18 protein-coding genes are annotated in these 18,912 nt (G+C 47.6%); 7 read left to right on the forward strand and 11 right to left on the reverse strand.

The genetic code is table 11. From position 1 onward, the window contains the following. Window positions 1–47: 47 nt before the first annotated feature. Window positions 48–1,223 (reverse strand): acetyl-CoA C-acyltransferase, encoded by a 1,176-nt coding sequence (locus ACWIP2_RS07650; RefSeq protein ID WP_448519326.1) that lies wholly within the window; start codon window positions 1,221–1,223, stop codon window positions 48–50. Window positions 1,224–1,328: 105 nt separating this feature from the next. Next, on the reverse strand, window positions 1,329–2,663 hold the full coding sequence (locus ACWIP2_RS07655) for a hypothetical protein (protein WP_448519327.1): 1,335 nt from the start codon (window positions 2,661–2,663) through the stop codon (window positions 1,329–1,331). A 169-nt stretch (window positions 2,664–2,832) separates the two neighbouring features. Here ACWIP2_RS07655 and murA point away from each other — a divergent pair, with 169 nt between their 5' ends. Together murA and ACWIP2_RS07665 are read left to right on the forward strand one after the other, a co-directional pair. Then, the gene (murA, locus tag ACWIP2_RS07660; RefSeq protein WP_448519328.1) at window positions 2,833–4,152 is read left to right on the forward strand and encodes a UDP-N-acetylglucosamine 1-carboxyvinyltransferase; all 1,320 of its coding nucleotides are present in this window, start codon (window positions 2,833–2,835) and stop codon (window positions 4,150–4,152) included. A gap of 51 nt (window positions 4,153–4,203) precedes the next feature. Further along, on the forward strand, window positions 4,204–4,986 hold the full coding sequence (locus tag ACWIP2_RS07665) for a nicotinamidase (protein ID WP_448519329.1): 783 nt from the start codon (window positions 4,204–4,206) through the stop codon (window positions 4,984–4,986). Here the strand turns inward: ACWIP2_RS07665 and ACWIP2_RS07670 are convergent. Continuing rightward, window positions 4,975–5,424 (reverse strand): hypothetical protein, encoded by a 450-nt coding sequence (locus tag ACWIP2_RS07670; protein WP_448519330.1) that lies wholly within the window; start codon window positions 5,422–5,424, stop codon window positions 4,975–4,977. The two genes, ACWIP2_RS07665 and ACWIP2_RS07670, sit on opposite strands and share 12 nt — an antisense overlap. A 60-nt stretch (window positions 5,425–5,484) precedes the next feature. Here ACWIP2_RS07670 and ACWIP2_RS07675 point away from each other — a divergent pair, with 60 nt between their 5' ends. Next, window positions 5,485–5,892, forward strand: coding sequence for a DUF1573 domain-containing protein (locus ACWIP2_RS07675; RefSeq protein WP_448519331.1), 408 nt, complete (start codon window positions 5,485–5,487; stop codon window positions 5,890–5,892). A 2-nt stretch (window positions 5,893–5,894) separates the two neighbouring features. On the opposite strand, the gene ACWIP2_RS07680 is transcribed toward ACWIP2_RS07675, so the two are convergent. Then, window positions 5,895–6,632 (reverse strand): polyprenol monophosphomannose synthase, encoded by a 738-nt coding sequence (locus ACWIP2_RS07680; RefSeq protein ID WP_448519332.1) that lies wholly within the window; start codon window positions 6,630–6,632, stop codon window positions 5,895–5,897. An 84-nt stretch (window positions 6,633–6,716) separates the two neighbouring features. Then, window positions 6,717–7,052: a DUF3276 family protein gene (locus ACWIP2_RS07685; protein ID WP_448519333.1), complete on the reverse strand. Its 336-nt coding sequence runs from the start codon at window positions 7,050–7,052 to the stop codon at window positions 6,717–6,719. Window positions 7,053–7,164: 112 nt separating this feature from the next. On the opposite strand from ACWIP2_RS07685, the gene ACWIP2_RS07690 reads away from it, so the two are divergent. After that, on the forward strand, window positions 7,165–7,557 hold the full coding sequence (locus ACWIP2_RS07690) for a DoxX family protein (RefSeq protein WP_448519334.1): 393 nt from the start codon (window positions 7,165–7,167) through the stop codon (window positions 7,555–7,557). 141 nt (window positions 7,558–7,698) lie between these two features. Here the strand turns inward: ACWIP2_RS07690 and hutH are convergent, their stop codons facing one another. Beyond that, entirely contained in the window at window positions 7,699–9,261 is a 1,563-nt protein-coding gene (gene hutH, locus ACWIP2_RS07695) for a histidine ammonia-lyase (protein ID WP_448519335.1), read from the reverse strand. A gap of 92 nt (window positions 9,262–9,353) precedes the next feature. Here hutH and ACWIP2_RS07700 point away from each other — a divergent pair, with 92 nt between their 5' ends. The 3 genes from ACWIP2_RS07700 to ACWIP2_RS07710 all read left to right on the forward strand — a co-directional run bounded on the left by ACWIP2_RS07700 (window position 9,354) and on the right by ACWIP2_RS07710 (window position 11,430). Continuing rightward, window positions 9,354–9,506 (forward strand): hypothetical protein, encoded by a 153-nt coding sequence (locus tag ACWIP2_RS07700; protein ID WP_448519336.1) that lies wholly within the window; start codon window positions 9,354–9,356, stop codon window positions 9,504–9,506. Between the two features lie 171 nt (window positions 9,507–9,677). Further along, on the forward strand, window positions 9,678–10,469 hold the full coding sequence (locus ACWIP2_RS07705) for an ion transporter (RefSeq protein WP_448519337.1): 792 nt from the start codon (window positions 9,678–9,680) through the stop codon (window positions 10,467–10,469). Between the two features lie 16 nt (window positions 10,470–10,485). Beyond that, on the forward strand, window positions 10,486–11,430 hold the full coding sequence (locus tag ACWIP2_RS07710; protein WP_448519338.1) for a lipid A-modifier LpxR family protein: 945 nt from the start codon (window positions 10,486–10,488) through the stop codon (window positions 11,428–11,430). A 72-nt stretch (window positions 11,431–11,502) separates the two neighbouring features. Here the strand turns inward: ACWIP2_RS07710 and ACWIP2_RS07715 are convergent, their stop codons facing one another. The 5 genes from ACWIP2_RS07715 to gldF all read right to left on the reverse strand — a co-directional run bounded on the left by ACWIP2_RS07715 (window position 11,503) and on the right by gldF (window position 18,612). Next, complete coding sequence (locus ACWIP2_RS07715) at window positions 11,503–14,805, reverse strand: hypothetical protein (protein WP_448519339.1); 3,303 nt, start codon at window positions 14,803–14,805, stop codon at window positions 11,503–11,505. 41 nt (window positions 14,806–14,846) lie between these two features. Beyond that, window positions 14,847–15,614, reverse strand: coding sequence for a LysM peptidoglycan-binding domain-containing protein (locus ACWIP2_RS07720; protein ID WP_448519340.1), 768 nt, complete (start codon window positions 15,612–15,614; stop codon window positions 14,847–14,849). A gap of 215 nt (window positions 15,615–15,829) precedes the next feature. Further along, window positions 15,830–17,230 carry a DNA repair protein RadA gene (radA, locus tag ACWIP2_RS07725; RefSeq protein ID WP_448519341.1) on the reverse strand — a complete coding sequence of 467 codons (1,401 nt, stop codon included), beginning with the start codon at window positions 17,228–17,230 and terminating at the stop codon, window positions 15,830–15,832. Between the two features lie 47 nt (window positions 17,231–17,277). Next, on the reverse strand, window positions 17,278–17,805 hold the full coding sequence (locus tag ACWIP2_RS07730; RefSeq protein WP_448519342.1) for a heme NO-binding domain-containing protein: 528 nt from the start codon (window positions 17,803–17,805) through the stop codon (window positions 17,278–17,280). 78 nt (window positions 17,806–17,883) lie between these two features. Continuing rightward, window positions 17,884–18,612: a gliding motility-associated ABC transporter permease subunit GldF gene (gene gldF / locus ACWIP2_RS07735; protein WP_448519343.1), complete on the reverse strand. Its 729-nt coding sequence runs from the start codon at window positions 18,610–18,612 to the stop codon at window positions 17,884–17,886. Between the last annotated feature and the right edge of the window lie 300 nt (window positions 18,613–18,912).

An 18,912-nucleotide genomic window follows, 5' to 3' on the forward strand; every position in this document is an offset into this window, starting at 1 on the left:
TTGAGCGATACAGGGGCTATTTTATCAGAAGAACAGAATTTATGCCGTTAATTGAGCAACTCATAAATGCCTGCTACGCCTTGTCCGCCGCCTACGCAGGCTGTTACCATACCATATTTCAGATTACGGCGACGCATCTCGTTGAACAACTGGATGGACAATTTGGTGCCTGTGCAGCCAAGTGGGTGTCCCAGTGCTATGGCACCGCCATTAACATTGGTAATGTCAGGATTCAAGTCCAATTCCTGCATAACTGCCAGTGTTTGCGCAGCAAATGCTTCATTGAGTTCAATTAATTGAATATCGCTCAACTTCAAACTTGCCTGTTTTAAAGCCTTAGGAACGGCGGCTACAGGGCCAATGCCCATGATGCGAGGGTTTACACCTTCGGCAGCATAAGCTATCATGCGAGCAATGGGTTTCAATCCGAGTTCGTTCATCATGCGCTCCGACATAACCATCACAAAAGCTGCTCCGTCGGAAGTTTGCGAGGAGTTACCGGCTGTTACCTGTCCGCCCATTGCAAAGGCCGGTTTTAGTTTAGCAAGCGCCTCCATAGAGGTATCGGCGCGAGGGCCTTCATCGGTATCTACCACAAACTGGCGTTGTTTCTTCTTGCCGCTTTCGGCTACGTAATTTTCTACAACAGTTATCGGTACTATTTCATCTTTGAATTTGCCTGCCTGAATAGCGGCAATTGCTTTTTGATGGGAATAATAAGAGAACTCATCGGCCTTTTCGCGAGTGATTTTGAAATCTTGGGCCACTTGCTCGGCGGTGAGTCCCATACCTAAGTAGTATTCAGGATTTTTTTCGGCAATTTTCCAGTTCAGAGCGGTTTTCCAACCGGTAGTAGGCACCAGCGACATGGACTCTGTCCCGCCGGCGATGATGCAATCCGCATGACCGGCTTTGATTTTAGCCGTCGCCATAGCGATAGCTTCCACGCCTGAACCACAGTAACGATTGATGGTAACGCCCGGCACGTTGATAGGCAGCGACAGCAGCGAAATCATGCGCGCCATCTGCATGCCCTGTTCTGCCTCTGGCACGGCGTTGCCTACGATGAGGTCATCTACGCGTGAAGCGTCAAAATTGGGTATAGAAGCGACCAGATGCTTAATTACATCAGCTGCCAAATCATCGGGACGGGTAAAACGAAAACCGCCGCGACTGGCCTTTCCTACGGCTGTACGATAGCCTGCTATGATATATGCGTCCATAATTACCGGTTTGAGGTGTCTGAATTAGGTGTTCATGCAAATCTAATGATATGCATCTTTCGCACAAAGGATTTGGTGAAAAATATTATGCAAGCCGAGCATTTTCTAAGGCATGGCTAAAAAAGTGATGCTGCGAGACGGCAAGTTCATCCTAAATTTGTCTGATTTTACCTTAACAGTTTGCGTATCAAAAGATGAAGCAGCAGCCGAAGAGAGAGTTGCGGCCGCTTCTTTGGCTTTCCAGTTACCTATTTCCACCTCTTTAGACCAATTGGAAATATTCAAAACTTGCATGCAAATTTTACCTTTGGTGTCTTTTCCTGCCAACACCCACAAATCAGGGTCGTTCGTAGTGGCATCAATAATGATTATGCCGGGTTTGAAATATTTAATTAGGCGTTCTGTGTACTGAAAAATGGGATAGGCGGTAAGCGTATCGGCGGAAACCATCGGAAAGTTGTCTTGAAAAGTCCAATAGTGAGTAACTACTGCGCCACTGTATCGCAATATGCGGTGATAAATTTTAGCAATCTCCCAAGCATTGAGCCAAGTGGGGAACGCCTCAGGCGTTTTCCACAAAAAGGCATCGTAGCCTACTTCGGAACACCAAACAGGTAAATTATATTGTTTGGCTAAGCTGGCAATTTTTTCAAATTCAGTATCTGCAAGCGTATCAGACCACCAACTGTGATATGAAATTGGTCCTAAGTATTTTCGGATGCTTTCATCAGCCAATAATTCGCTTGCATAAGGCACGGCGGCATCGGTTCTGTGAACATCGCCTGTCAAGAATTTTACCGAAACGCCTATTTTTTCAATGATAGGCATGGCGACTTTGATAAAGGCTATCATCTCTTGGGCAGAAAACAGCATCTGATACCCTCCATCGGCTTCGTTAAAAGAAATGTAGTTAATTTCAACGCCATATTTGCCTTTGGCATGGCGCAAAAATGTGCCGATGCTTTCGGCAACTTCGGCATACATCTCAGGTTTAACTCTGCGTTGTTGTTTATCCGCCGGATTGCTAACCATCCAATCGGGTAAGTCCCAAATGCTGCCGGTGAAGGTTTTAACGCCGTGTTGTTTTTTCATGCTTTTGAGCATCCGAAACAGCGACTCGGTAACGCCGACATCTTTGAATCCGGGCCAATAAATTTCAGAAGCCGACCGGTTATCGTTTTGAGGCTCCCATTGCTTGATGGGGATGGCAAAGCGGATATTAGTAGGTTTAAGTCTGTTGAGCATAAACTGACCTACCGCGTCTTCGGCTTTATCTCTGTAATTTACTTGACAATAATTGCCGCTGATGTTCTCAATGGTTTGAAAAGTAACTTGTGGCTGTAGGTTGATTTTAGCATCTGGTTTTTTGGAGAGCAACTGCGCAACAACTGTTACAGGCTGTAAAAATATGATGAGCGTTAGTAGAAGAACTGTTTTCATATGCCATCGTTTTTTGTTTCTAATTTACCCCAATTCATCGGAACACTTGCTTACTTTTACCGATTTTTGCGCATTGTAATCATGGTTAATTCCCAAAAAGCAGATGTGAGACACATCACACGAATTGGCGCGGAGAAAAATAATTTGACAGACAACAACATCATCATAAATGGCAACTTTTGAAGTAAGCGGCGGCGCTCAACTAAAGGGTCAAATCGTTCCGCAAGGCGCAAAGAATGAAGCCTTACAAATCTTGTGTGCAGTATTGCTCACTCCCCAACCTGTAACCGTCCACCATATTCCCGATATTTTGGATGTAAATAAATTGATTGAACTGCTGATTGATTTAGGCGTGGAAGTAGAATTTATTGGCGAACAGCCGGCGGGCAGGAGCTACCGATTCACGGCTAAAAATGTGAACATTGATTATTTGGAAAGCGACGAATTTCGCAAAAAAGGGGCTGCTTTGCGCGGCTCCATTATGATTCTCGGCCCGTTGCTGGCGCGTTTCGGCAAAAGCAAGATACCTAAACCCGGAGGAGACAAAATTGGGCGGCGCAGGCTGGACACGCACTTCCTCGGCTTTGAAAAGCTCGGCGCGCGCTTCAATTACGATGCCGACGACAACTTTTATCATATTGATGCCACGCAACTCAAAGGGGCTTACATTCTATTGGATGAGGCTTCGGTAACAGGCACAGCCAACGTGGTGATGACCGCCGCACTTGCTAAAGGCAGAACAACGATTTACAATGCAGCATGTGAGCCTTACTTGCAACAGCTTTGCGCGATGCTCAACCGCATGGGCGCAAAAATATCGGGCGTTGGTTCTAACCTGCTGACAATTGACGGCGTGGAAAGCCTCGACGGAACAGAACACACCATCCTGCCCGATATGATTGAAATCGGCAGCTTCATCGGCATGGCCGCCATGACCGCTTCTGAAATTACCATTAAAAATGCCCGTGTGGACATGTTGGGGCTAATTCCGACCGTATTTCAGCGCTTGGGCATTCAAATGGTTTTTGTCAATGACGACATCCACATTCCAGCCCAGAAACATTACCATATTGATAAATTTATTGATGGCTCTATCCTGACTATTGCCGATGCGCCGTGGCCGGGTTTTACGCCTGACCTGTTGAGCGTTGTGTTGGTTACAGCTACGCAAGCCAAAGGAACGGTACTGATTCACCAAAAAATGTTTGAAAGCCGCCTGTTTTTTGTGGATAAACTGATTGACATGGGTGCGCAGATTATCCTTTGCGACCCGCACCGCGCTACGGTGATTGGCTTAGACAGAAAGTATCCGCTGCGGGGTATTCAAATGACTTCGCCTGACATCCGCGCGGGAGTTTCGCTGCTCATTGCGGCGCTCTCGGCGCAAGGCACAAGCCTCATCCACAATGCCGAACAGATTGACCGCGGCTATCAGCACATTGACAAACGCCTCAATGAACTGGGCGCAAACATTAAGCGATTGACATAAACTTAGTGTAAAAAATACGTTATGTATTGCAAACACTAAATTCTCATACTCATGAAAGCGAACAATGCCCTACTGATTATTGACCCGCAATACGATTTTTGCAACCCGCAAGGTGCGCTGTTTGTACCCGGCGCGGTGGAAGACATGCAAAGGCTAAGTCGGTTTATTGCCCGCAAAAGCGACGAGCTATCGCAAATTTTTGTAACGATAGACAGCCATTCGGTCAATGATATTTCGCATCCCAACTTCTGGCGCGACAGGCAGGGCAATCCGCCGCCGCCATTTACCCAAATTACCTTGGCCGAAGTAGAAGCAGGCCAGTGGATTGCTCAATTTGAACCTGAAAAGGCAATACAATACCTGACCGATTTGGAAGCACAAGGACAGTTTCCGCACTTTATCTGGCCAGAACATTGTTTGATGCACGCTAAAGGCGGCGCGATAGACGATACCCTGATGGAGGCGCTTCGCTTCTGGGCGGCAAGCGGAAAACAATACCGAACCATTGAGAAAGGCGCTTATCCGCTAACAGAGCATTTCGGCATTTTTCAGGCTCAAATTCCTGTGGCAGACCGACCCGAAACACAATTAAATATCCAATTGATTAACGACTTGATGCAATACGACAATGTGTATTTGGCAGGAGAGGCAAAGTCGCATTGTGTAGCAACAAGCCTCAAACAGGCGATGGATTATGCTCCCGCGCTGGCGCAAAAAATGATTGTGCTGACCGATTGCATGAGCGATGTAACAGGCTTGGGACATTTGGGAGAGCCGATTTATGCTGAAGCGAAGGCAAAAGGTATCCGTTTTGCCGATTCACTAAATGCCTAACTGTTTGCGGATGTCGTTAATAACACGCGCTTCCTGTTCGGATATTGCTTCAGAGGCATCGGCAAAAAGATAAAGCACATCCAACACCTGATCGGCTATATCGGGCAGTTCCTGCAAATACTTTTGAAGAGTTTGCAAGAACGGTTCTTTCCACACCTGCATGTGCGCTGTGAGAAATTTTAAGTCGGCGAGAAAGCGTTCTTTCAGTTGCAAACGGGCATCATCGTCGGGAAATTCCTCACGGAAAGTATCAGCCATCGCTTTGGCAATATGCTCAACAAAAATCCATTCCTCGTTGTCAATACGCTCATCAGCGCCCACCACCAGCAGCGTAGGGAAAAAGGTTAGCAGGGTAATAAACTGTTCGCGGCTGAGTTGGGTATGGCTTGCTCGTTGATAATCAATAAAAAATCGCGTGAGATAATTACCGGTATCCATGTTTTTCGCACTTTATTTGCCTGATATTTGTTGCCTTGCAACAGCATTAGCCTAAATTAGATGAAAAACTGTATAAATCTGCTGATCGCCTTGTTTTTTAGTGTGGCAGCGTTCGCTCAGTCTGAGCAAAATAATGCTGCAACACCTACAGATAAGACTTCGCAGCTCATCTTTACAAGCCGCGAACACAATTTTGGGGATGTTAAAGTCGGTAAAATTGTAACCCACCCTTTTGAGTTTGTCAATATGGGCAGCGCGCCGCTTGTGCTGGCTGATGTGCGCGTGACCTGTGGCTGTACCGTTATTAACTGGCCGCGTCAGCCAATTCTACCCGGCGAAAAAGGGACGATTGTCGTACAGTTCAACGCTGCCGACCGCATGGGGCCGCAAAACAAAATTGTTACCGTTTTGTCCAATGCCAAAAATGAGATAGAGCGTCTGCTGATTCGGGCGAATGTTGTGCCGTAGTGTTATGATTTTCGATGATAGGTGCGAAACCAACTGTTGATTTTGATTTGCAATACGCCCAGAAAAGCCTCTTTAAATATTTTGCTGGACATTTTGGAAACGCCCTTCTCGCGGTCTTTGAAAATAATCGGCACTTCTTTGATCTTGAAGCCTAACTTCCATGTATTAAATTTCATCTCGATCTGGAAGGCATAGCCGATGAACCTGATTTTATCCAGATCTATATTGGCAAGTACACTGCGGCGATAGCACTTGAATCCTGCTGTTGTGTCCATGATACTCATACCCGTAATTAGACGCACGTAGGTGCTGGCAAAATAGGACATTAGCACGCGTCCGATGGGCCAGTTGATCACTGTTACGCCGTTGATGTAGCGTGAACCAATGGCAAGGTCATAGCCTTCGTCGGCGCAGGCGCTGTAGAGGCGTGGTAAATCTTCAGGATTGTGCGAAAAATCAGCATCCATTTCAAAAATATATTCATAATGCCTTGCAAGTGCATAGCGAAAACCATGAATATAAGCAGTTCCCAAACCCAATTTTTCCTTGCGTTGCTCTAAGTGCAGCCTGCTCGGAAACTCTTCCTGCAATTCTTTTACTTTGTTAGCTGTGCCGTCCGGCGAACCGTCGTCTACGATGAGCAAGTCAGGTAAAAAAGATAAGCCCATGACTGCGCGAATCATAGGCTCGATATTTTCAAGTTCGTTGTAGGTTGGGATAATGATGAGTGAATCGGACACTGCGCTGAATTTTTTGCAAAAAAATACAGTCGCGGCACAATAACAAAATGCCGCGCTGTTGTACTTGTATTAATTACTAACAATTTAGTCCCACTTCAAGCTGTCTTCTGACAAACCATTCAGCGATTCTTCTATTTCTGTTTGCTCAAACTGACTAAAATCAACTTCGGGCATCAGATCAGTTTTGATATGCTCGATGGCTTGGTTCAGCGCCTCGGCAAATTTGAAAAAGTCCTCTTTGTAGAGGAATATCTTGTGTTTGTCAAAAACGAACCCATCGGGTGTAACTCGCTTTTTGCTTTCGGTGATGGTAATGTAGTAATCATTGCTACGAGTAGATTTGATGTCAAAAAAATACGTACGCTTACCTGCTCTGATGCGTTGTGAGTAAATTTCACCGTTGTCTTTGAATTCTTCCACTTTCCTAATTCATGTTTTGGGTTAGCTTTTCAAAGATAAGCGTTTCTATTATGATACAAAAAAAGAGCAAAAAAAAATGCGTGTTGTGGCGATTTCGTATTAGATTTAGCACATGACAAATGAATGGGACGATAATCGGCGATACATTGCGCGTAATTTGTTGGCTGCTTTTTTTGTGCTGGCCGGACTGAATCACTTTGTCATGCCTGAGTTTTACTACCCGCTGATTCCGGATTATCTGCCCTATCCCTACACTATCAATTTATTGGCGGGCATTGCCGAAATATTGCTTGGAATTGGACTACTCACAGCGCCAACTAGAAAATGGGCTTCGTGGGGTATCATAGCATTGCTCATTGCCTTTATTCCTTCTCATATCTATTTTATCCAGCTTGGATCTTGCATAGAGACGGGGCTTTGTGTCCCTCCGTGGATCTCTTGGGTGCGCATGCTGGTCATTCATCCGCTGCTCATTTTCTGGGCGTGGTATGTGCGCCAGCGCTGAGTTTTAGAAACACCTGTGTAAGCAGATGGCGCAGATGCACGCGGATTTTCATGTAATGCTTCTTTCCCGATTAAAAAACAATCAAAAAGCTGCATTAATTTGCGAAATCCGCAAAATCAGCCTTCGCAAAAGTTGGGATAATCAAAACCCAAAAAACTCTTCCCAAGGGCTTTCCAAACTCATTTGATGCGCTTCGGCAGCCTGCGCAACAGTTTGGGGCAGCAACTGCTCCCGAATAATTTCCTGTGCCTGCAAAATATCGTTATAGAAAAGGCGGTCGCTTTCGGCGTGGTCTATTCGGCTGCGCACTAAGTTGTGGCAGGCTTCCAGCAGCGGCGTAGAGTGCAGCGGACGGCGGAAATCAACGGCTTGTGCGGCGCAGAGTAACTCTATCGCCAAAATATTTTCCAGATTGTCAATCACTTGCAGCGCTTTGCGTCCGCTGATGCTGCCCATGCTGACGTGGTCTTCCTGTCCCAGCGAGGTGGGGATGCTGTCGGCGCTTGCCGGGAAGCACAGCGATTTGTTTTCGCTGACCAACGCGGCGGAGGTGTACTGCGGAATCATAAAGCCCGAGTTGATGCCTGTATTGCGCATGAGCAGCACAGGCAGCCCAGCGGGGCCTTCCAGCAGCAAATAGGTGCGGCGGTCGGAAATATTGCCTAATTCGGCAGCAGCCAGTGTAGCGTAGTCTAACGGCAGCGCCAGCGGTTGCCCGTGAAAATTGCCGCCGCTGATAGCTCGTTCGTTGTCCAGAATAATAGGATTGTCGGTTACGGAATTGATTTCTGTGATGACCATTTCTTTCAGATGTAACCACGCGTTACGCGAAGCACCATGCACCTGCGGCATACAGCGGATAGAATAAGGGTCTTGCACGCGCCCGCAGTTGGCGTGTGAGGCAACCATCGGCGAATCTTTGAGCAGGGTACGAAGGCGAAAAGCTACGTGCTGCGTTCCCACGAAGGGTCGGATGCGGTGCAGTTTTTCATCAAAAGGGCTGACCGAGCCAAGCACGCCCTCCAGCGTCATCGCACCGACAATATCGGCGCTTTCCAAGCAGTTGTGCAGTTTTTCTACCACTTTGACGGCGTGTGCGGCAATAAACTGCGTGCCGTTAATCAGCGCGAGTCCTTCTTTGGCTTGGAGCTGTACGGGCGGCAGTTGCATGAGTTGCAGCCACGCTTCGGCAGGCAACGTTTTGTTCTGCCAACTGACATGCCCCAGCCCGACCAACGGCAAAAAAAGATGCGCCAGCGGAGCCAAATCGCCCGAAGCGCCTACAGAACCCTGCGCGGGTACTAATGGAATTGCGTCCTGTTCTATGTGCAGCAAAATGCGCTCAATTACCTGCATGGAAATCCCTGAAAAGCCCATCGCAAGCGAATGCACTTTCAGAATGAGCATCAGTTTGGCAATATCATCGGCAATGGGCTTGCCTACGCCAACGCTGTGGCTGCGCAGGAGGTTGAATTGCAACAGCGCTGTTTGCTCAGGTGAAATAATGGTCGTGCAAAGCGGACCGAAACCCGTATTGATGCCGTAAATCACTTTTTCTGCAGCTACCATGCTGTCCACGGCGGCGCGGCTGGCTTCAATTTTCTGCCTGACAGTATCGGAAACGATGCCTTTGCAGTTTCCCCTTGCGATTTGTAGGGCAATAGAAGGGGTAAGGGTATCTTCACCAAAGCGAAAAACAGACATATGAACAGGGATGTGATGTAAAAAAATCGCTCAAAAATACGCGGAAAGCCAAAAATGAGCTACATTTGCGCCTCATTTAAATCGTTACAACCATGGGCATTACCAGATTGAAGCGGAAAGACAGACGCAACTCAAACGCTGCTAACCAGCGCATAGCAAATATTAAGTTGCTTACCAAGCTGCCTACGATTAAGAATGTAGATATTGAAGCTATCAAAGCCTCATTTGCAGCAAAAAAAGCCTAATCAAGTCTCCGCTTTCCACTTACATTTTGCGCAAAGTGTAATGAACGAACCCTTGACAGCCCGCTTGTTAAGGGTTTTTCGTTGCCTATGCTGTTGTCAGAAGTCTTTGGATTTTTTACCTTGCAATCAGTTATGAAAATGTAACACGCCCTTCATGATGTGCCGATGGCTATGAGAAAATATGTATATGACCTGTTATCGGGAGTAGGGAAAGCCGGACGCGTACTCAACGTTTTGCTGCTCACGTTGATTATAGCTAATGTCGTAGCCATTGTGTTAGAGTCCGAGCCGTCCATAGGTGAGCCTTATCAGGCATTTTTTGATGATTTTGAGTTGATCTCTGTTGTGATTTTTTCGGTAGAATACGTCCTGCGCCTTTGGACTGCCAACGAAAATCCTGCCTATCGCCAACCTTTCAGGGGCAACCTGCGCTATGCATTGCATCCGATAGCCATTATTGATTTGCTGTCTGTAATGCCGTTTTATCTGGCATTTACAGGTTTGGACTTGCGCATGTTGCGTATCCTGCGTGTGTTGCGCATTTTCCGTATCTTCAAAATTGTGCGTTATGTAAAGGCTTTGACGCTGATAACCAATGTTTTCAAAGACCGGAAAGAGGAACTGGCTGTCTCTACGATTCTGATGTTTTTCATGTTGCTGATTACCTCTGCGCTGATGTACTACGTGGAGAACGATGCACAGCCCGAGCAGTTTGCCAGCATTCTAAAGACCATGTGGTGGGGAATTGCTACGCTGACCACCGTTGGCTATGGCGATATTTACCCGATTACAGGGCTTGGCAAATTTCTGGGCGGCATGATTGCCATTATCGGCGTGGGACTTTTTGCATTGCCTGCCGGTTTGCTGGCATCGGGCTTTTCGGAAGAACTGAGCAAGCGCAACAAAAAGAAGCCGCATATTTGCCCGCACTGCGGGAAAGAAATTGACAAAGCGCATCATTAACGCCACATTTGGGGGCATGAAACTGTACGTTTGCCTGATGGGGTTATTGCTGGCTGCTCGGGGCGTATTTGCACAAGCCAACGACCACTACCTGCATTTCAGCGCTGCTAATGATGTGTTTTTCCAAACCGACCGCTACTATACCAGCGGCTTGCAATTTGCCTATGCAGCTCCTGTTTTTAACCGGTTGCCGCTGCAAAAACTGACACCTTTCAGCAAGAGAGTAGTACTTGCATGGCAAGGCATAACTATACAGCAGCATATTTTCACGCCCAACGACCTGAAAAGCCTTGAACCGTTGCCCAACGACCGACCCTACGCTGGGCATCTTTCAGTCGGCGTTTTTCGCGTTGTCGTTGATGCAGAGAATCAGTTGCGGGAAACAGTTTCCATACAAGCGGGAGTAATGGGCAGACCTTCGTTCGGCGAAGCAGTACAGAAAGCCTTTCACGAGATTATGCCTGCCGTACAGGTGCAGGGCTGGGGAAACCAACTGGGAACTGCCGTTTTTGTACAGGGCAACTACCTGCTGGAAAAGGCGCTGCGGATGCGCAAAAGCTCGGAGTTGCGCTGGCAAGCAATCGGCTCGGTGGGCTTGCTGCGCGTAGAGGCAGGCGCGGGGCTGCACTACCGCATCGGGCAATTGATTCCCTTTACCGAATACTGGCTGCTGGCTTCCAAAAATCGCCCGGGCGAGGGTTTGCAGGCGTATGTGTTCATCAATCCACAAGTAATGCTGCGCGCCTATGACGCTACTTTGCAGGGCGGCTATTTTGGGTTGCAAAATAGCGTTGAACGCTTGCAACAACCCATCAACCGCGCGATAGGACTGCTGAAAAGCGGCTTTATGATTGCACACAGCAAATTTGGCATCGGGCTGCATCACACTTTTGCCACGCCTGAATTTCGCGGTGCGCTTGTGCATAACTGGGTTACTATGGATTTGGCAGTGCGCTTTTAGCTAAAAGAAACGCATAGGCGGACAGATACCACAAAATATGCGCCCTATCAGTGAATTAGAAGGGAATAAGTTTTACCTTCGCCTTCTGCCCAGATTGATTTTGAAGTCGGAAGTAGTTCCGGCAACGCGCACGTTGATATAGCGGCGAATTAGTCCGCGCTGGCTGTCTATGATTTCGCGCTCTTCTTCTACCAATTCTTCGTCCGAAGGAATTTCATCCACATTTGCGGCGGTTGCCTCGCTGTCATTAGCTGCTGCCGCAGCTCTTCTGCCTCTGCCAAACAGGCGGCTTTTCATAAAATTCCATGAAGCCTCTTTGACCAAACTCAACGGCAGGCGGATTTCGTAGTCCATTTGCAACTGGTCATCAAAGTTTTGTTTGCCGCTGATGTACATGTAGCCAATGGTAGAAGCCAACTTCATGGCAGGGATATGCACGTTTCCGTCTTTGATTTCCAGCGTGTTGGTCAGTTCGCCAAAGGCAATATCTTCCAAATTGCGCTCGCCCATGAAAGTCGCCATCGCACGCAGCGGAGCAAAGCGCAACAGCCTGCCGTTTTGTACGGTCAGCTCGGCACGCGCCCGTGTTTTAGATACATCAACCGTAAAATCGGGGTGCATACGGGCGGTGGTGTTGACCGTTCCGCTCAGGATGCCGCGTAGGTTTTCGCTTACTAAGTACTCCTGCCCGAAGTTATCAAATTTATACAAGAGCTTGTTCAGGTTGATGCGATCCATGCGTAGGTCGCCTGTCAGGTACACATCCTTTGCGTTGGAGCCGTTGAAGTAGCCATGTACCATTAGTTGCCCATCGGCAGCGTCAAATCGCATACTGTCTAAATAGGCATAGCCTTGCGGAGTCGTGCGGACGCGCCCTTTGATGTTCTGAATCAGGTATTTGTGATGGATAAACTTGCTGATTTTTACATCCAGACTCATCGTCGGAAATTCAAAGGCAAATATATTCAGGCTGTCTTCGTATTTGTTTTTGGCAGGAGTGGCTGCAGCGGCAGTATTCGCCGATGAACTCCTTGTGGCAGCTTCTTTATAGCCCGTCAACTCGTCCGTATCAATCAAATTGGCTTCAAATGAGCCTTTAATCTGCTTGTTTTTCAGGTCATTGTCCAGAAAATGCAGCAAATTGAGCGTGGTGCGAATGTCGGTTTTGCCGACAGAGGCGGTAAAGTTCTTGATTTGGATACTACCCAGCGTATCGGTGGTGATTTTGCCCGACACGCGCTCCACCTTCGGCAGTTCGTTGATGCGGAACAGCAGGCGGTCAATATTCAGTTCGGAAACAAAGCCCGTTTCCTTGAATACGTTTGCCCAGAAACGCCCGCTGCCTTTAAAGTCCAATTTATGGATTTCTTCGCGCTCAATCTGGTCGTTGAGCAGGCATTTGCCGTCGTAGGAAACCAATTTTTTCACATCAAAATAGGGACTTTGAACATCTGCCGTAAAATTGACCCACTCTTTGCGCGAAGGCACACGCAACGGTGCAACGGGCGCGACTTCGGCAGTGGCATACATACGGCTTTCGCCTGCATGGAAAATAAAATCTTTCAGGCGGATGTGTTGGTCGTTGATGTCAAAAACGCCTCTGATTTCTTTGATCTCGTTGGGGTACAGCTTAGAGCGGAAGCGGAAATCGTGGAAATCCACCGCCAGCGTAGGCAGGTAGTGGAAGGTGTCTAACGTGCGCGAAGTGGTTCTGATGTCCAACTCGGCGTGAAAGTCATAAATTTCGTCGCGCCAGACTGCGGCGAAAACGCTGTCCAAGGCAGGGCGCTTATCAAGCGGCACCAACTGCCCCGGCACCAACTTGCGGGCATCGGCTTTTAGGCTAAATGCTACGGGAACATCGTCGCCATGTAAAAAGTGCAGCAGGTTGTCCAAATCTAATGAAAATTCCATATCGCTGTCGCCTATTTTGGCGCGTAATTGCTTGGTTTTCAGGTGATCGCCTTCCAATGTGATATTGCCGTTGATACTCTCAATCGCGTTGGGATAATCTTTGAGTTTGAGGCTGACGTTCTCAAAAGCAATGCGGCTGGCTGTGCCGTCTTGCAACTGGCTGGCAACTTCCAGCACATTATCGGGCGTTACATATTCCTGCAAGGTAATATCCATTTTTACCTTGCCGCTGCTGCGCTGCAAAGCACCCGTAGGAATGAAATCGGGGAGATAGCGCAGGTCTATATCGGCGTGAAAATCCATGTTAATCAGTGGATTTTCAAAATTTTCCACGCGCAAAGTGCCTTTAATGAAGCTGTTTTCAGGCGCACCGTAGAGGCTTTCCAGATAGAAAACCGACGTTTGCAGGGTGTTATCCTTGCCCGTGTTGAAGAATCCTTTGAATGCCAAATCGCGGATTACATCGCGTTTGGTGTCTTTGCGGGCAAAAAAGGTGTTGGCGCAGCCCATTTCCACGTCAATATGTGGCGCAGTATGTAGCGATTTGCCCGTAATGCTGGCTTTCAGGTAAATATCGCCGCGTGTGCTGAACTGCTCCATCGCCGCTACTACTGCCTCCGGCGCGAGCGAAACAAAGAGGTCAAAATTGTCTTTGCGCCCATCAAATTGGAGGTTTAAGTCCATGTCGTTGGCAAAGTCAATCGTGCCGCCAAAGTTCAGTTCGCCGCTTTTGAGCGCCAGTTTACCCGGTCGTATGTCCAGAAAGTCGCGAGTGAGGTCATAGCTCAGGTCGTTGTGGATTTCAAAATACTTATTGCGGAAAAGTGTGGTTTTGCCGTTGGTGTATTCGGTCAGTTCGGCAATGGCATCTGCCCGGAAATCAACGATTTGCTCCACATAGCGAAAACTACCCGTTGCATCGCCAATAGTAAGGTTGGTGAACTTATTACTCTCGCGGTCATCTACTTTGAGGCGGATTTCCGAAAGGCGGACTTTTTTCAGGTCTAAACTCAGCGTGTTGTCAGTGCTGTCCGCTGTTTCCTGTTCTTCTTTTGATTTTTTGGCTTTTAGCAGGTTGATGCTACCGTCTTCGGCAATAACGATGTTCAATTCGCCCTCTTCCGCACGTAACTGTTTGATGTTCAGCTTGCCACGCATCAGATAGGCTACGTCAAAGCCAACGTATAAATCCTGAAAGCGATAAATGGGAACAGTATCGGCGGCGCTGCCGAAGAATTGCAAGCCTTGCAAATCAACCGATATGTAGGGAAAATTGGCAAAAGGCGCTACTTTAAAACCCGCCAGTTCAATGCGCCCTTTGAACTGCCTGCCTAACTCGGCTACGATGTAATCGCGGATTTTATCCTGATAGAAATGAATGATAATTATTGGCGCAGCAGTCATTAAAAATAACACGCCTGTAATACCGACTAACCAGAAGCGTTTGCGGAAGATATTCATCAGTAGGAATTATGGTTTACACAAATCTACTGATCTTTGCCTTACTTTTCGTAAGTCACCTCTACGGGAAAGCGGGCGTTCATGGTTCCCAGTGCGCGGCATGCTCCTTTGGAAAGTTTGACAATGACTTTTTTGTCGCTATCTACATTGGGGATTTTGCCGATAACTTTGACCAAAACTGCGCGTTTGGTGCTTTCATTGTAAACGCGGATTACACTGCCTTCGGGTGCGGTACGGTGCAGCGCGACGCTGATATTGGCATCTACGCCGCTAATGAGCATGCCCATGCCGCGCTCGTTGACTATTCTGCCTTTGCCGGGCAGGAAATTGTCTGATTTTATCTCGTTTTTCAAGTCGCCAACGATAAGTTTTTGTCCGGGTTTCAAGCCTGTGTTATCAGCCGTAAGTTTGTTCCACTGCATCAGGTTCGCAACTGTGGTGTTGTAGTTGCGGGCAATGCTGCTCAGCGTTTCGCCTTGTGTAACCGCATGGTAGCGAACCGTTTCCACCGTTGTGCTTTTGGCAGGCGCAGCAGCGGCAGCCACCACAGGAACGGCAGGCGCAGCGGCTAATTGCTGGTTATCAATAACGATAATTTCTTGCCCTTCGCGGATGCTGTTGGGGTTTTTGATGTTGTTCAGCGTTAGCACCTCCTGCGGCTTCATCCCGAACTTGCGGGCGATACCTGTAACTGTATCTCCTCGTTTAACAGTGTACTTAGTTTTTTTAGATGGATTTTGCGCCTCCAACGGCAAATGAATCCACAGCAAAGCGACAAAAAACAAACAAAATAGTGCGCAGGGTTTCATAGCTTCAACTGTTTTTGAACGGTATTAACAAACAACATACTAAAATTGCTGTTGTTCGTATCCCTACGAACAACTAATGAATGTGTGTTGCTTGTGGGGACACAAGCAACGGCAACGGCTTCAACTGTTTTTGAACGGTATCAACAAGCAATATGTCGAAGTTAGCCAAAAGCTAACTAACTGCAAATAAAAGGGTTGAAATAATTTTGTTAAAGCTATGCTATAAGTCGTTGAATGACTTCCCCTACATGCGAAACGGGATGGATTTTCATTTTGAAACGGCTCATTTCCAGCCCTTTGGTATTGTAGCGGGAGATAAAAATCTGTTGAAAGCCTAATTTTTCGGCTTCGGCGATGCGGTTTTCTATGCGGCTGACGGCGCGGATTTCGCCGCCCAGCCCGACTTCGCCCGCAAAACAGGTATGCGGCGGAATAGCAATGTCTTCATACGAAGAGACAATAGAAAGGCACACGGCAAGGTCAATGGCAGGGTCTTCTACGCGGAAACCACCGGCGATATTCAGAAACACGTCCTGCGAGCCAATCCTGTAGCCACCGCGCTTTTCCAGCACTGCGAGCAACATATTGAGGCGTTTGGCATCAAAACCGGTGCTGCTGCGTTGCGGCGTTCCGTAGGTAGCGGCGCTCACCAACGATTGCACTTCTATAAGCAATGGGCGGTTGCCTTCCAGCGTCGTGCCGATGCTAATGCCGCTCAGGTGGTCATCGCGCTGTGAAAGCAATATTTCCGAAGGATTCCCAACTTCACGCAGCCCGCTCGCGCGCATTTCATAAATGCCCAGTTCGGAGGTAGAACCAAAGCGGTTTTTGATGGTGCGCAAAATGCGGTACGTCAAATGGCGGTCGCCTTCAAATTGCAGCACGGTGTCCACCATGTGTTCCAGCACTTTGGGACCAGCCAGCGTACCTTCTTTGGTAATATGCCCAATGAGCATCACAGGCGTGCCGCTTTCTTTGGCATAGCGCAACAGTTCGGCGGTACATTCGCGCACTTGCGAAACGCTGCCCGCCGCCGACTCAATGTGCGAAGTAGCCAGCGTCTGAATGGAATCCACAATCAGCAGTTCGGGTTCTAACCGCTCGATGTGTTTGAAAATATGCTGCGTATTGGTTTCTGTCAAGATGAAGCACTCGCTTTTTCTTGCCGTATTGATAGCGCTATTTTCGGGCAGTTCAATCCGCTCGGCGCGCATCTTAATTTGCTGCTCGCTTTCTTCACCCGAAATATAAAGCACTTTCAGGGGCATGTTCAAGGCAATTTGCAGCAATAGCGTGGACTTTCCGATGCCGGGTTCGCCGCCAATCAGCACGATGCTGCCCGGTACGATGCCTCCGCCCAGTACGCGGTTCAGTTCCTTATCGGGGGTGATGTGGCGCGGCTGTTCGGTATAGTCTATCTCTGCAATGGGTTTGGGTTTAGGCGCAACCGATTGCCTGCTTTCGCTGCGCCAGGCGGGTTTAGCCTTATCTTCTTTGGCGATAATTTCTTCGGCAAAGGTGTTCCACTGTTGGCAAGACGGACATTTACCCATCCATTTTGCCGATTGATAGCCACAGTTTTGGCAGAAATAAGAGGTTTTAATTTTAGAAGCCATAAGAAGAAGCTGTTTCGCCCGTCTGACAAAATTGCTTCTTTATACGCTTATGCGAAAGTAATCCGCACTTGTTTTTCAGATAGTTTTTCTAATGTCAAAGGCTCATTAAAATACTTTCCGACACCTTTGGCAAGAGCGATATACAAATCAATCAGATTACGTTCTGACTGATAAGTAACAATCAGATGCTTTTGTGTTTCATCTTCCCATTTGTAGAAAAAACGGGGCGGTTTTGCATTGGCAAAATTGCTGCCTACATTGGCATGTACTCTATCCATCTGCAAAATCATTTCTTTTGCATTGCGGAACTTGATATAGAAGTAGGAATATTTAGCGGGCGCATAGGTGCAACACCAATATTCGCCAAACTCATCAAATAATTGTTGCAAAGACACGCCCAGAGATTGTGCTGATGATGTAATCAATTGCAGGGATTCTATCTCGCCTACATCTTCTACCATAGAAAATCGGCGATTATAGGGCATACCCGCATAAGTCAGGCATTTTTGCCACGCCTCTGTGCCATATTTAGCGCGAACCATTTCGCCCAAACAGTTGTGAATTGTTCCCTTCATAAAAAAAATAAGTTAAAACAGCTACCAAAAAAAGAGAGAGAAGCAATAATGTTGGTAACACATCGCAAAAATCATACCTTACCATTTGCGGCTGCGCAAAACCAGCCACGTCAAATAATTAAACATAAAGGCGGCGCTTAGCAGGTAGAGCACGTTGCGCGAATCTATCAGCCCGCGCCCCAGCGCGCTGTAATGATAGTCCAGCCCCAATTGCGCCAGAATAACGGCGCTGTCTGACCACAAATCCAGCGAAGCCACTGCGCCTAGCCCAAAGTAGGCAAAGAAGCAGAAGAAGACCGCCAAAATAAATGCGACTATCTGACTATCCGTCAGTGAGGATGCAAAAACGCCGATAGCGGCAAAAACGCCGCCCAATAAGAACAGCCCCAAGTAAGAGCCAATAACAGCCGCCGTATCAATATTCCCCTTAGGCGAACCCAATTCATACACGGAATAGTAATAGACCAAGGTCGGCAGCAGCGCGATTCCTGTTAAAGCCCATGCGGCTAGGTATTTTGCCAAAACAATTTCCAAATCGCTCAAAGGTTTGGTCAAGAGCCATTCCAGCGTGCCGTTGCGCTTTTCTTCGGCAAAGGTTCTCATGCAAATTGCGGGTACTAAAAACAGAAATACGAACGGAACGGTGTTAAAAAATCCGTCCATGCTTGCATAACCATAGCTAAGGATGCTTGTATCGGGAAACAGCCACACAAACAGCCACACGCCCACCAGAAAAATGCTGATGACCAAATAGCCAACCAACGAGCCAAAAAAGCTGTTCAGTTCTTTTTTAAATATTGTCCACATCGTATTTGAATGTTTCCACAAACCCGACAGGTTTCCAAAACCTGTCGGGTTTGGTTATGCCGTAGCTCGTGTCCCCACGGGCTACTATTTTATGATATGCTAGTTGTCGTTTGTTAGGACACAAACGACGGCAAAGCACACTCATCGCCGTTGCTATGCCGTAGCTCGTGTCCCCACGAGCTACTATTTTATGCTATGCTATAGTTGTCGTTTGTTAGGACACAAACGACGGCGAAGCACACTCATCGCCGTTGCTTGTGTCCCGTTGCACGCTGCTCACAAGCAACTAAATAATTGCCT

This window comes from Rhodoflexus sp. (genome assembly GCF_053489755.1).